We start from the raw sequence: 14,460 nt of genomic DNA on the forward strand, positions 1-14,460 counted from the left end.
TCTTATATCTAAACCTTTTTGCCATATGCGTATAGCCGTCATGCCCGTTACATAAGTAACATTTCAGATCTCTTCCATTATTCATTTATTTAAAATTAACTGCCGAATGAAAAAAAAGCGCATATTTTTCATGCGTATGTTTTTCGCATACGCTTTACTGATAACCATTTCACAGCCTCAGCTTATTGCCCAGCAACCCGGCTCACGTATCATACAGGGAACCGTTTCCAATGAAAAAGGAGAACCGATGCCGGGAGTTGCCGTTGAGGTAAAACACAGCAATACAAGAACCCTTACAGACCGTTCAGGTAAATTCAGTATTACCGTGAAGGAAAAAACAGCCGAACTGCAATTGACGCATACAGGTTATGCTGATAAAACCGTTCCGGTAAACGAATCCACCGGTATGCTGAATATCACACTCACGCTGGATACCAAAGCACTGGATGATGTGGTGGTAATCGGTTATGCCACTGTTAAGAAGCGCGATGTAACAGGAGCGGTATCGGGGATCAACCAACAGGATATCCGTTCAAGACCCGTAACCAATGCATTGCAGGCGATGCAGGGAAAAGTGGCGGGTGTAGATATCTCTTCCAACGAACGTCCCGGAACGGTTGGCAGCATTACTATACGTGGTGTTCGTTCATTGACAGCTTCCAACTCTCCGTTATTTGTGGTGGATGGTATTCCGTTAATGACCGGCGGAATAGAAAATATCAATCCCAATGATATTGAATCGATCGACATCCTGAAAGATGCCTCAGCCACTGCTATTTATGGTTCACGCGGCGCCAACGGAGTAGTCATCGTAACCACCAAACAGGGAAAGGCAGGCAGAACTACTTTGAGTGTTAACGCTTCCACAACCCTGGAAACATTACAGGATAACCAGACTGGTTTTAACGCAGCGGAGTATATCGATTTTCGCCGTTGGGCATATTATTATTCCAACCCTGTTATTTTCCCGCGTGGCGATCAACCCAATATTGCCAATGACCAAAAGATATTTTTAGCTACCAGCGACCCCGCTGCATGGTCCAATATCAATAAGGGATGGGCATCGGGTAAATGGGACGGATCAAAAGTAACAACGACCGACTGGGTAGGAATGGTTACACAGCAGGGTATCACCACCGACAATACCATCAGCGTCAGCGGCGGATCAGATAAGGTCAAAGCTTATGGCTCTTTCGGCTACCTGAGTAATACCGGCACTTCAAAAGGTCAATCCTTTAAAAGGTATTCGGCCAAATCGAGCATTGATATTGCCGCTACCAAATGGTTTTCCATGGGAAGCAATTTGAGTGTGAGCTATAGCATACAGGAGTTTGGCCAGTCTCAAACCGGCGCTACCACCGTATCATCCAGCTCCACTATCTATGGTTCTGCGAAAGCATTGTTCCCTTATGCGGTTCCTTACGATTCAGCGGGTAACCGGGTACTGTACCCCGGCGGTGATGTTGCGTTTAAAACTGTTGCCAACGAATGGGATTATACAAGAGACCAGCGCACCACATTACGGGCTTTTGGAAGCCTGTATGCACAGGTAGATTTCGGCGCTATTTTTCCTGCGTTGAAGAACCTGAAATACAGACTGAATTTTGGTCCGGATTTTTCTCTGTACCGCGATGGTATATACATAGACGCCAATTCAGTGATCAGCAGCGGCACCAACTATGCATCACTGAGCAAGAACCAGACTTTTTCTTATACACTGGATAACCTGCTTTATTACGACAGAACCATCGGAAAGCACAGCTTCGGTGTTACTTTACTGCAAAGCCAAACCGCTTATAACAGCGAATCGAGCGCTATTGCAGCCAACGGCGTTTTGTTTGCCAGTCAGCTCTGGAATGCATTAACGCAAAGTAATATCCCTACAGCGGCGCTCAGCAGTTACAGCTCATCGTATTCTGAGAAGCAACTGTTGTCCTATATGGCCAGGGTGAATTACAGTTATGCCGATAAATATTTATTAACGGTGTCTGCGCGTTCAGATGGCGCTTCCCAACTGGCCGATGGCCATAAATATGCTTTGTTCCCTTCCGCCGCATTGGCCTGGAGGATCATCAGGGAGCCATTCATGAAAGCTTCATGGGTGAACGACCTGAAACTGAGGCTGGGAGCGGGTGTTACAGGAAACTCCGCTATCGACGCTTATGCAACCAAAGGCGCGGTAGTGCCGATATTCTATCCTTATCTTGCCACCACAACTTCCGGCTCTATACCCAGTAGCGTGTTGGCCAACCAATCGCTTGGATGGGAAAAAACAACGCAGTATAACCTGGGTATCGACTTTGCTTTATTCAGTAGAAGGATTTCCGGTACCATCGATGCATACACATCCACTACAACCGATCTGTTGATGCAGCGATCCATTCCTTCTGTTGTAGGATTTACCACTACTTATGCGAACATAGGACAGACCGCCAACCAGGGTGTTGACCTTAATCTCAGCACGGTTAATATCAAACAGAAAAATTTTCTTTGGGCAACCAACCTGAACGTATCATGGCAGAAAGAACACATCGTTTCTTTGGCCAACGGAAAACAGGATGATATCAACAACAACTGGTTTATCGGCCAGCCCATCGGTGTCATTTATGGCTACCAGTCAGCCGGATTATGGCAAACAGGAGATTCCACACTGTACAAAGCTTTCAATGCCAACGGACATACATTCTCACCGGGCAACGTAAGGCCGGTTGACCAGAACGGCGACAACAAAATATCTGCCAACTACGACCGCGTGATCATCGGCAATACAAGGCCGCGCTGGATCGTAGGTATGACCAATACTTTCTCCTACAAATCATTTGAATTGGCGGTCTTCCTGTACGGGCGCCTGGGTTATATGTACAATACCGGCGGAGAGGCAGAAGTAGGCCGCTCCAACCAGCGTAAGATCAATTATTATACAGAGAACAACCTGAATGCAGAATACCAGAAGCCCATTTATACAACGGCTACCGGTGATCCGTATTACCAGTCGTTAGGTTACAAGGAAGCTTCATTCATCAAGATCCGCAATATTTCATTGGGGTACACATTCAATGGAAAGATGTTGCAGAAAGCAGGTATGTCTCATTTGAAAGCCTACCTGCAGGTAGCCAACCCGGGCATGCTGTTCTCTAAAATAAACTGGATCGATATGGATGTGGTGAGCTCTGCATGGAATCGTGGCATCACGTTTGGAATCAATGCATCCTTTTAATTTAAAAATTAAATCAGCTACTATGAATAAAAATATTTTTCTCATTAAAATGATGTTTTTGTCAGGCGTGATCTTTTGTTCGTCCTGCCAGAAAAAATTCCTGGATGAGAACCTGACAACAGCGAGAAGCGTTGATTTCTACAAATCAGATGCCGGTATCCAGGCATTGGCGGTGGGTACTTATTACCAGGTATTCAATACGCCTTTCAATGGAGAATGGATGTTTTGCAATACCAATTATGGCACCGATGAATTTCATGTGGGCGGAGATGCTTCCAACGGTGTATGGAATGCTTACGATGTAGGTCTTAATTCAATTGTAACGTTGGTAAACGGTAATACAGCCGGCGATAACCTGCAATGGGATAACCTGTACCTGGGCATCGGCGATGCGAACCTCATCATTCAAAATGCTACTGCAAGTACTTCCACTTCCGATGCGATTAAAAAAGTGGCGTTGGGAGAAGGCTATTTCTTACGCGCTTATAATTACCTGAGACTGGTGAGTCAGTATGGAGGCGTTCCCCTTAAATTAAAACCCAGCACAGGCGTTGAACTGGAATTTACCAGGGCAACAGCTAAAGATATTTATGCGCAGATCATAACAGATTTTACGAGTGCCTATAACCTGTTACCCAATGGCGGCGCTCCTGCAAAGATTACCAAAGATGCCGCAGCACATTATTTGGCAAAAGCCTATTTATTCAGGGCGAGTGAGATCAACGATTCATGGAACAGCGCAACAAAAGCGGCAGACCTGGCAGCGATAGGGCCATTGTGTGATGGCGTGATTGCCAATCACCCGCTCACTTCACAGTTTGCCGATCTGTGGAAATACACAGCGCCCGACGGAGCCAATGAGAAACTGCCGGAAATCATTTTATCGGCACAGTTTACAGCCGATGCTTCTACCACCGGTTCCAATACCCAACACTTATATTATGCATCGCGTTACGATGACCTGCCACAGATGCAACGCGATATGACGGGCGACAGGCCATTCAGCCGTTTGGCTACCAGTTATTTCATGTTCAGGGCTTATGATATGGTGAATGATTCGAGGTTCTGGAAAAGCTTCAGAACCAAAAGCAGGCTCAACAAATCTGCCGGTTCTTACTATACCAATGGCGATCTGGGCATCATGTTCGTGATCAACCAGCCGGGCGACAACCGTTTTGCAAAGTACAAACTGAACGATGTTGTTGTATACAGTAAAACCAATAAGACCATCCCCAACGTGTATGTAGCATATCCTGCCGGCACTACCAGCGATGGGGCCTTATTCGGCGATGTAAGATATCCTTCCTGCAGCAAGTTTTTAGATGGTTCGAGAACGGCATTGAATGATGTAAGGGGACTGCGCGACATTACACTGGCCCGTTCTGCAGAAACTTACCTGATTGCGGCGGAAGCCAAGATCAGGCTTGCCAATATGGGATCTGCTGCTTATACCGATGCGCTGCCTTATATCAACGCTGTGCGTGCCCGTGCCCAATACAAGGCAGGGGAGGACCGTTCTGCTTATTATGATGGCGGGGCGGCTTTGGGGGCTTCTATTTCCGGGCAGAACCCATCGATAAATTCTTTTATAGCGGAGAATTCGTATTATGAATCCAATAATATAGCGCCCACCACAACGGCTACCAGCCTGGCTGCACTTGATATCACTGCATTACCGGCCGGTGATGAATACATCATCAGCAAGCTGGGTTATACCAACACATACGACAGGATGCTGTGTTTTGTGCTGAATGAACGTTCACGTGAACTTTGCGGGGAGTTCAAACGTTGGGAAGACCTGGCAAGGACCAAAACACTGGTAGCAAGGGCCAAAGCCTTTAACCCTGAAGCGGTTGCCAACATTAAAGATTTTCATAGCCTGCGCCCGATACCGCAGCAGTACCTCGATGGTATTCAGCAAAACGGTGTTGCGTTGACGCCTGCACAAAAAACTGCGCAGCAGAACCCGGGATATTGAGGATGTTAACATAGCTGAACAGGATGCTAATAATCCAGTGTTTTTTGTACTTAAGAAGTGGCACAAAACACTGGATATTAATTATTTTGTGCGAACAAATGCTTCCATTATGAAACCTCACGATGCACTCAGAAGAAAATTATTAAAAGATACAGCCAGGGCTTCCGGATTGATGCTCATGTCGCCACTCATGGCAGGGGCCAGGTCAATGGAGTCTACCCAAAAAGAAAAAGTCCTGAACATTGCACCCGGCCGGATCAAGTTTGGCGTTGTTAATATCAACCATGGCCATATTTATGGTATGGTGGAAGCCGTAACAAGAGGCGGTGGTGAGATGGTGGCTGTGTATGCAAAAGAGCCCGACCTGCTGAATGCGTTCCATAAAAGATATCCCAATTGTAAAATAGCCAAAAGCGAACAGGAGATACTGGAAGACCCTTCCATACAACTGGTGCTGAGTTCCGGCATACCCGATCAGCGGGCGCCGCTCGGCATCAGGGTCATGCAGCATGGTAAAGATTACCTGACCGATAAGCCGGGTATCATTACGCTGGAAGAATTTGCACAGGTAAAAAAAGTGCAGAAAGAAACCAGGCGCATCTACATGATCATGTATAGTGAGCGATTGGAAAACAAAGCCACCATCAAAGCTGGGGAACTGGTGAAACAGGGAGCTATTGGAAAAGTGATTCAAACCGTTAACCTGGCACCGCACCGCATAAGCCTCACCAGCCGGCCCGATTGGTTCTTCGATAAAAAAAGGTATGGTGGAATTCTTACGGATATTGGCTCTCACCAGTTCGATCAGTATCTCTATTTCACCGGCACTACAAAAGCAGAAGTGCTCATGTCTCAAACAGGCAACGTGCATTATCCGCAATATCCCCATTTTGAAGATTTTGGTGATGTGATGCTCAGTGGTAATGGCGGTACAGGTTATATCAGGGTAGATTGGTTTACACCCGATGGTTTGGATACCTGGGGAGATGGCCGGTTGACCATATTGGGCACCGATGGATACATTGAAGTGAGAAAAAATACAGATGTAGCTTCGGGCAACAAAGGTGGCAATCACCTGTACCTGGTTAACCAGAAAGAAATGATCCACATGGATTGTAATAAGGAAACACTTCCTTTCGGTCCTTTGTTTGTGGATGATATCATCAACAGAACAGAAACTGCCATGCCACAGGCAGATTGTTTTTTGGCTACCGAACTGGCATTGATCGCGCAGAAAAAAGCCAGGCCCATGACGTTTAAAAAATAAGTTATTTAAACCGTCATCCCGAGCGAGCGAAGCGAGTCGAGGGACCTGCTGAATATTCGGGCAGATCCCTCGGCTGCGCTCGGGATGACGTTCGTTAATTTGCTTCGCTCGCTCAGGATGACGATCAAATATTCATTATGAAAAAAGAAAAAAAAGGTGTTGGCAGAAGAGAATTCCTCGGTAATAGCATCAAAGCTACCCTGGGAACCGCCCTGGCGGTAAATTTCCCCACGATTGTACCGGCCAGTGTATTCGGTAAAAATGCCCCGAGCAATATGATCAATGTAGGATCTATTGGTTGCGGCAGGATATCGATTACCCATGATATGAGCGGTATTGCGAGATATGCCGGCGCCAGGATCATGGCCGTTTGTGATCTCGATAAAAACCGAGCAAATGCAGGCCCCGCAGCCGTAAGAGCGAATTATACAAGAGCAGCTGCATTCAACGGCGGACTGAAAGGCGATTGGGATATCAAAGTATATTATGACTATAAAGAGTTGCTGGCAAACAAAGACATTGATGCGGTGCACATCAGCCTGCCCGATCACCAGCATGCCATTGTAGGTGTGCATGCAGTGAATGCCGGTAAAGATGTGTATTTGCAAAAGCCTGCTGCATTAACGATTGAAGAAGGCAGGATATTAAGCAATGCAGTAAAAAAGGCCGGGCGCATTTTGCAAATGGGCAGCCAGCAACGATCCATCGATCCATGGCCTCAATTCAAAAAAGTATGCGAGCTCGTAAGGAACGGAAGGATCGGTGAATTGAAAACAGTAGAAGTAGGATTGCCGGGTGACCCTGGTGGAGGAAACAGAGCCGCCATGCCGGTGCCAGCCAGCCTGGATTACGATGCATGGCTGGGCGCTACACCCGATGTATATTATACGGAAGACAGGGTACATGCACAGGATTTTACCATGAAAGGCATTACGAGCCGTCCCGGATGGTTACGTTGCGAACAGTTTGGCGCCGGCATGATCACAGGCTGGGGCGCCCATCATATCGATATAGCGCATTGGGGAATGGGTATGGAATATTCAGGGCCTGTTGAGATCTGGGGCAAAGGGTCTTTTCCTACCGACGACCCCGCCTATAAAGGATTGTGGGATGTGCACGGCATCTTCAGAACAGAAGCCTTATACGCGAACGGCGTACACATGATCGTTTCCAATGAATTGCCCAACGGTGTAAAATTCATTGGTACGGAAGGCTGGTTATGGACAACCCGCGGTAATTACCGCGTTACAGATTCCGATCCGGTTGCAGACAGCAGCGGCATCAAACCGATCGATGCCAGCAATCCCAAAATATTGCAATCGGTGATCGGTCCGAATGAAGTTCATTTATACGAAAGCTCTGAACAGCATATCAACTGGCTCGATTGCGTTAAATCAAGAAAACAGCCATCTGCCCCTGTTGAAGTTGGCCATCGTTCCTGCAGCGCCTGCCTGTTGCACCATATTGCCATGAAGGTGAAAAGGAAGATTTATTGGGACCCTGTAAACGAGGTCTTTAAAAACAACGACAAAGAAGCAACGGCTATGTTGTCACGTCCACGCAGAAAAAAATATGATTTTTAATTCCAGGTTTATCATGAAAAAAACATTCATCACCCTATTTTCTATTTCTTCCATGCTTTTATCCTGCACGATGCATCAAAGCAATAAGAGCAGACCCTATCACCTGATCACGCTCGATCCCGGACATTTCCATGCGGCACTGGTGCAGAAAACAATGTACGACCAGGTAGATTCAGTAGTTCATGTATATGCACCCAGGGGCAATGACCTGGATCTGCACATCAAAAGGATCGATGGCTATAATAACCGGAAAGACAACCCTACCGCATGGAAAGAAGAAGTCTATATCGGGAATGATTTTTTTGAGAAGATGATCAGCGAGAAGAAAGGGAATATTGTTGTGCTGGCGGGCAATAACGAAAAAAAATCCGATTATATCCTGCAGTCACTGCAAAATGGCTTGCATGTTTTGGGCGATAAGCCAATGGCCATCAACAGTGAAGGCTTTGCGAAGATCCAGACCGCCTTTGAAACAGCTAAGAAGAATCATTTATTGCTGTACGATATCATGACGGAGCGCTTTGAGATCACTACCATATTGCAGCGCGAGCTTTCCATGATCCCTGAAATCTTTGGCCAGCTTCAGGAAGGTACAGCCGCAGATCCCGCCGTAGTAAAAGAAAGCGTGCATTATTTGTATAAGTATGTATCGGGTAATGTACTCACAAGGCCCGAATGGTTTTTAGACGTAACCAAACAGGGTGAAGGTATTGCCGATGTAATGACACACCTGGTTGACCTGGTGCAGTGGGAATGCTTCCCCGAAAAACCGATCGATTATAAAAATGATATCCAGATCAGTGCGGCAAAACACTGGCCAACAGAACTTACGCTGAGCGAATTCAAAACGATCACGCAATCCAACGGCTTCCCCGCTTACTTATCCAAGAATGTGATCAAAGACTCCATACTCCAGTATTATTGTAATGGAGAGATCGATTACAAATTGAAAAACATACACGTTAAAACAACCGCTTTATGGAAATATAAAGCACCGGAAGGAACAGGAGATACTTATTATTCCCTGATGAAAGGGACCAAAGCAACGTTGCTGATAGATCAGGGGCAGGCGGAACAGTACAAACCCACTTTATACATCAAACCGGCGGCCAATACCAGCGAGTATGAAGCTGCTTTACAAGCTCAATTCAAAAAGATAGAACAACAACACCCCGGTGTAGAATTGAAAAAGATCAACGATGGCTGGCAGGTGATCATTCCTGAAAAATATAAAGAAGGGCATGAAGCACATTTCGGCATGGTATTTAAACAATTTTTAAATTACCTGCAGAACAACAACATGCCCCCATGGGAAGTGCCCAATATGCTGGCAAAATATTATACTACCACCCAGGCTTTGGCAATGGCACAACAGGCGCAAGGCCATACAAAATAGGGTCTTTGCCTTACAGAGCCGATTTAAAAAGATATATGACCGCCAGGAGTTGATCTTCTGGCGGTCTTTTTTTACTATTGTCTACTGAAAATACAGACCACGCAACTTTTCTCTTTTAAATAACGATTATGCTGCTGAAAACATTTTTTTACCGGAGCTTTTACATTGGGTTATTCATGTTGTTGTGTTACACTGTTCCAGCCCAGGGATTCCTGAAAGTGAACGGACAGCAAATTGTAAACGACAAAGACAAAAACGTTTTATTAAGAAGCATCGGTTTGGGCGGATGGATGATACAGGAAGGTTATATGCTTCGCCTGGAAGGAGAAGGCATGCAGCATAAGATCAAAAGCAGGATCGAACAGTTGATCGGTAAGCAGGCAACGGATTCTTTTTATCATCGATGGAGAAAGAACCACATCAGCAGGGCAGAGGTAGACTCGCTGAAAGTATGGGGTTTTAATGCCATCAGGTTGCCTATGCATTTTAACCTGTTCACGCTGCCTGTTGATGAAGAGCCGGTAAAGGGGCAGCATACATGGCTGAAAGGAGGATTTCAACTTGTTGATAGTTTATTGGCATGGTGTAAAAAAGCGCATGTCTATCTTATCCTGGATTTGCATGCGGCGCCGGGCGGACAGGGAAATGACCTGAACATTGCTGACCGGGATGCTTCCAAACCCTCGTTATGGGAAAGCCGGGAGAACCAGCTAAAGACCATCGCCCTTTGGGAGAAAATTGCCCAACGTTATGCAAATGAACCGTGGATAGGAGGCTATGATCTGCTCAATGAACCCAACTGGGGTTTTTCTTTAAACCCCAAGGACCGCAATGGAATATGGGAACAGCATAATGAGCCGTTATGGATTTTCCTGAAAGAAGTTACAGAGGCTGTTCGTAAAGTAGATACCCGCCACTTGTTGATCATTGAAGGCAATGGTTGGGGCAATAATTATGCAGGGCTGCCGTCTATCTGGGACAAAAACTTATGCATCAGTTTTCACAAGTACTGGAATTACAATGACCAGCAATCGATAAAAAACATACTGGACTCCCGTCAACGGTACAATGTGCCGGTATGGCTTGGAGAAACGGGAGAGAATTCCAATGTATGGTTCCGGGAAGCTGTTGCTTTGCTGGAACAGCACAATATCGGCTGGAGCTGGTGGCCATTGAAGAAAATGGGGGTGAACAATCCATTGGAAGTGAAAGTGCCTAACGACTATGGAAAGGTCTTAAGCTATTGGAACGGCACCGGTCCCAAACCAACGAAAGCAGCAGCTGAAAAAATATTCTTCCAACTGGCAGAGAATGTAAAATTCAAAAATTGCCTGGTTCACAGGGATGTATTGGATGCCCTGTTCCGGCAGGTGCATTCTTCTGAAGCAATTCCTTTTACTAATCATCGGAAAAGCAACACAGGTTTGATCATCTATGCTACAGATTATGATTTAGGCCGGAGCGGCAGTGCCTATCTCGACATGGATTCTGCAGATTATCATATTTCATCAGGAGGCTCCTGGCAAGTATGGAACAAAGGGCGGGTGTACCGCAACGATGGTGTGGATATTGATGTAAACGACGATCCTTTGTCAAATGGCTATAAGGTTACTAAAATGGAAGATGGCGAATGGCTGAATTATACTTTCTTTTTGTCTGCACCGGCTACTTATCATATCCGCATACGCCTCGCTGCATCCTCGCCCGATCAGAAGATAGCAATAAGTATAAACGGAGATGCGCCGCAAGTTACCAGTTTGAATCCGGCTGAAAACGAAAAACAAAAATGGCAAACAATAGAAGTAGCGCAAAAGCTGCTGCCAAAGGGAAAAAATACCATCCGCATCTATGCTAAAAGCAATCAAATGGAATTCGGGTTTATTCAACTAACCAAATTGTAATCAAAGAATAGACTTAAACGTGCACACAATGCAGGTATAACCCACTTAACAAAAAATGGGATTACATTATGAGAAAAGAAGCATCCATACGGGGAATAACAATGGTATTTGATGAGGTTGGTGCCGGGGAAGCCATCCTGCTGATACATGGACAGCCGTTCAACAGAAGCATGTGGGATGACCAAAAAGAAATGCTGGCCAGAAATTATCGCCTGATCATTCCCGACTTACGGGGATACGGTGAAACAGGGCAGGGTAAAGACATCATTTTACTCGACGAACTTGCCCTGGATCTATTGCATTTACTGGACCACCTCTCTATCAAAAAAGCGATAGTGATTTCCCTTTCGATGGGTGGTCAAATAGCATTAGAAATGTATACATGGGCACCTCATCTGTTTAAAGCAATCATTTTTGCCAACACGGAAGCACGGGCCGAAAATGAAGCTGGCTATCAAAACCGGATTGAACTTTCGAAAAGAATATTATCCGGAGGGATGGAAAAATTCACAAATGAAAGGATCAGGCATTTTATGTGCACGAATACCTTTACACATAAACCAGAGGTCGTGAGCAGGGTAGAAAAGATGATGAAGACAACGCCTGCAGCGGGGTCATCGGCAGTTCAAAGAGGGCGGGCAGAGCGCAGGGACTACACTCAGTTGCTTGAAAAAATAGACTTCCCTGTGTTGATCATTGTAGGGGATCAGGATGAATTTACCCCGTTAGAATCATCAGCGTATATACACCAAAGGATCAAGGGATCAACGTTGGCAATCATTCCTGACTGCGGACATATATCAAATATGGAACAGCCCGAAGCATTCAATAAAGTAATTTCAAAATTTCTAAGTGAACAGGTGGGATTTCAATGAGACCTTCGCCGGCATGTTGAAACAAAAAGCCCGCAGAACAATCATTCTACGGGCTTATAAATTGTGGTAAACTAACCTTGCGGACTGGACGGGACTCGAACCCGCGACCTCCGCCGTGACAGGGCGGCATTCTAACCAACTGAACTACCAATCCGTTCCTCAAGCAGGCCTTTACGGCCGTTTTCGGGACGGCAAAGATAAGGGTAAACTGTTTTTTTAAACAAATCTTTCTTTAAAAAAATTCAAACCGTAATTTTACCCGCTCAACACCATACTATGCCCCATTACCCCAATCGTCAATTCCTTGATTTTGAGAAGCCTATCAAGGAATTGTACGAGCAGATAGAGGATACGAAAAAGCTTGCGGAAAAGAACCCAAAAATAGATTATACATCTACTATAGAACAGCTGGAAGCATCTATTATCGAAAAACGCAAAGAGATTACCCAGCACCTTACCCCCTGGCAGAGGGTGCAGTTGAGCCGCCATCCCGACAGGCCCTATACCATGAAGTACATTGAGAAAATGTGCACCCATTTTGTAGAACTGCATGGCGACCGTACTTTTCGCGACGATAAAGCCATGGTGGGTGGATTTGCCCAGCTAGATGGCGAAACGGTAATGATACTGGGGCAACAGAAAGGAACCAATACCAAGTTACGCCAACTGCGCAACTTCGGTATGGCCAACCCCGAAGGCTACCGCAAAGCGCTGCGGCTGATGAAACTGGCCGAGAAATTCAACAAGCCGGTGATTGCGCTCATCGATACCCCCGGTGCTTATCCCGGCTTGGAAGCCGAGGAAAGGGGACAAGGTGAAGCCATCGCCCGTAATATATTGGAAATGATACGCCTCAAAGTGCCGGTGATCGTAGTAATCATTGGTGAAGGCGCCAGCGGCGGTGCACTGGGCATAGGCGTGGGCGATAAAGTGCTGATGATGGAAAATACCTGGTACACCGTGATCTCTCCGGAAAGTTGCAGCTCTATCCTCTGGCGTAGCTGGGAGAAAAAAGAAGTGGCGGCAGAGCAATTGCGCCTTACCGCTACCGATATGAAAGGATTCGGACTGGTAGACGAAATTGTACACGAACCCATCGGTGGTGCACACTGGGATTATACAGAGGCAGCCGCCATCTTAAAATCATACATCATAAAAAGTTTGCAGGAAATCAAACAGAAAAATCCGCAGCAGCGCATCAACGACCGTATTGAGAAATACGGGAAGATGGGCTTCTGGACAGAAGCACCCCTCGAAGAAGAGGAGCCCGTGCTCGGTAAAAGAGAAAGTCCCGAAGATAGAATTTAGCCATACAACACAGATAACAAATCAAACAAAACAATGTCTTTACGTCAGCAATTACAGGGTACCGGTGTAGCACTGGTAACGCCGTTCAAAACAGATGCACAGGTAGATTTCGAAGCGCTCGGAAAAGTGATCGAAGCGATGATCAAAGGAGGAGTTGAATACCTCGTAACACTGGGTACCACCGGTGAAACACCCACACTGGATAAACAGGAAAAGTTAGACATTGTTCATTATACTTTTGAAAAAGTTGCCGGCCGCGTTCCCGTAGTAGTGGGCATCGGCGGCAATAATACACAGGAGCTCATCAAAGACCTGCACCATTTCCCGCTCGAAAAAGCGACAGCGGTATTGAGCGCTTCTCCTTATTACAACAAACCCTCACAGGAAGGATTGTTCCAGCATTACAAAGCCATTGCCGGAGCCTCTCCCAAACCCGTTATCCTGTATAATGTGCCTGGCAGAACAGGCCGTAACCTGAATGCCGATACCACGCTGCGCCTGGCCAATGAAGTGCCCAATATCGCAGGCATCAAAGAAGCCAGTGGCGATATGGCGCAATGCATGCAGCTATTGCGCGACAGGCCCGATCAGTTCCTGATAGTGAGCGGCGACGATGCCCTCGCCCTGCCCCAACTGGCCTGTGGTATGGACGGCGTGATCAGCGTGGCTGCCAACGCTTTCCCCAAACAATTCTCAGACATGGTAAGGGCCTGCCTGAAAGCCGACCTCAAAACAGCTAAAAAACTGAACGACCAGCTCATCGCTGCATACGAACTCATGTTCGCAGAGAACAACCCTGCCGGGGTAAAAGCGTTCATGTACGAGGAAGGCTTGTTGCAGAATGTGGTTCGATTACCCGTTGTGCCGCTCAGCGCCGGCCTCCACCAGAAAGTGAAGGCGTACGGGAAACACTGATCCCAAAATTTAGTGATATG

Annotated in this window: 9 protein-coding genes and 1 tRNA gene; 9 read left to right on the plus strand and 1 reads right to left on the minus strand. The window is 46.3% G+C overall.

The features are described 5' to 3' along the window. Positions 1-106: 106 nt before the first annotated feature. From SEDOR53_RS0110130 to SEDOR53_RS0110160, 7 genes are all read left to right on the plus strand, one after another. Positions 107-3,217, plus strand: coding sequence for a TonB-dependent receptor (locus SEDOR53_RS0110130; RefSeq protein ID WP_026769622.1), 3,111 nt, complete (start codon positions 107-109; stop codon positions 3,215-3,217). 22 nt (positions 3,218-3,239) lie between these two features. Further along, complete coding sequence (locus SEDOR53_RS0110135; protein WP_026769623.1) at positions 3,240-5,195, plus strand: RagB/SusD family nutrient uptake outer membrane protein; 1,956 nt, start codon at positions 3,240-3,242, stop codon at positions 5,193-5,195. Between the two features lie 109 nt (positions 5,196-5,304). Next, positions 5,305-6,462 (plus strand): Gfo/Idh/MocA family protein, encoded by a 1,158-nt coding sequence (locus SEDOR53_RS0110140; protein ID WP_037361006.1) that lies wholly within the window; start codon positions 5,305-5,307, stop codon positions 6,460-6,462. A 137-nt stretch (positions 6,463-6,599) separates the two neighbouring features. After that, the gene (locus SEDOR53_RS0110145; protein WP_037361010.1) at positions 6,600-8,045 is read left to right on the plus strand and encodes a Gfo/Idh/MocA family protein; all 1,446 of its coding nucleotides are present in this window, start codon (positions 6,600-6,602) and stop codon (positions 8,043-8,045) included. Between the two features lie 13 nt (positions 8,046-8,058). Then, positions 8,059-9,441, plus strand: coding sequence for a putative oxidoreductase C-terminal domain-containing protein (locus SEDOR53_RS0110150; RefSeq protein WP_026769626.1), 1,383 nt, complete (start codon positions 8,059-8,061; stop codon positions 9,439-9,441). 128 nt (positions 9,442-9,569) lie between these two features. Next, a complete protein-coding gene (locus SEDOR53_RS17705; protein WP_198018882.1) occupies positions 9,570-11,342 on the plus strand; it encodes a cellulase family glycosylhydrolase in 1,773 nt (590 codons plus the stop codon). A gap of 68 nt (positions 11,343-11,410) precedes the next feature. Further along, positions 11,411-12,217: an alpha/beta fold hydrolase gene (locus SEDOR53_RS0110160; protein WP_051416594.1), complete on the plus strand. Its 807-nt coding sequence runs from the start codon at positions 11,411-11,413 to the stop codon at positions 12,215-12,217. 80 nt (positions 12,218-12,297) lie between these two features. Here the strand turns inward: SEDOR53_RS0110160 and SEDOR53_RS0110165 are convergent. Then, positions 12,298-12,371, minus strand: a tRNA-Asp gene (locus tag SEDOR53_RS0110165). Positions 12,372-12,493: 122 nt separating this feature from the next. Here SEDOR53_RS0110165 and SEDOR53_RS17710 point away from each other — a divergent pair. Both SEDOR53_RS17710 and dapA read left to right on the plus strand, forming a co-directional pair. Then, positions 12,494-13,525: an acetyl-CoA carboxylase carboxyltransferase subunit alpha gene (locus SEDOR53_RS17710; protein ID WP_051348051.1), complete on the plus strand. Its 1,032-nt coding sequence runs from the start codon at positions 12,494-12,496 to the stop codon at positions 13,523-13,525. 33 nt (positions 13,526-13,558) lie between these two features. Then, on the plus strand, positions 13,559-14,440 hold the full coding sequence (dapA, locus tag SEDOR53_RS0110175) for a 4-hydroxy-tetrahydrodipicolinate synthase (protein WP_026769628.1): 882 nt from the start codon (positions 13,559-13,561) through the stop codon (positions 14,438-14,440). Positions 14,441-14,460 lie beyond the last annotated feature (20 nt).

Origin of the sequence: Asinibacterium sp. OR53 (assembly GCF_000515315.1) — a bacterium.
GTDB lineage: Bacteria > Bacteroidota > Bacteroidia > Chitinophagales > Chitinophagaceae > Sediminibacterium.

Bases quoted from the DNA above. Each gene is read 5' to 3' on its own strand.
- SEDOR53_RS0110150 (WP_026769626.1), top strand. From the start codon at position 8,059: ATGAAAAAAACATTCATCACCCTATTTTCTATTTCTTCCATGCTTTTA.
- SEDOR53_RS17705 (WP_198018882.1), top strand. From the start codon at position 9,570: ATGCTGCTGAAAACATTTTTTTACCGGAGCTTTTACATTGGGTTATTC.
- SEDOR53_RS0110130 (WP_026769622.1), top strand. From the start codon at position 107: ATGAAAAAAAAGCGCATATTTTTCATGCGTATGTTTTTCGCATACGCT.
- SEDOR53_RS17710 (WP_051348051.1), top strand. From the start codon at position 12,494: ATGCCCCATTACCCCAATCGTCAATTCCTTGATTTTGAGAAGCCTATC.
- dapA (WP_026769628.1), top strand. From the start codon at position 13,559: ATGTCTTTACGTCAGCAATTACAGGGTACCGGTGTAGCACTGGTAACG.
- SEDOR53_RS0110145 (WP_037361010.1), top strand. From the start codon at position 6,600: ATGAAAAAAGAAAAAAAAGGTGTTGGCAGAAGAGAATTCCTCGGTAAT.
- SEDOR53_RS0110135 (WP_026769623.1), top strand. From the start codon at position 3,240: ATGAATAAAAATATTTTTCTCATTAAAATGATGTTTTTGTCAGGCGTG.
- SEDOR53_RS0110160 (WP_051416594.1), top strand. From the start codon at position 11,411: ATGAGAAAAGAAGCATCCATACGGGGAATAACAATGGTATTTGATGAG.
- SEDOR53_RS0110140 (WP_037361006.1), top strand. From the start codon at position 5,305: ATGAAACCTCACGATGCACTCAGAAGAAAATTATTAAAAGATACAGCC.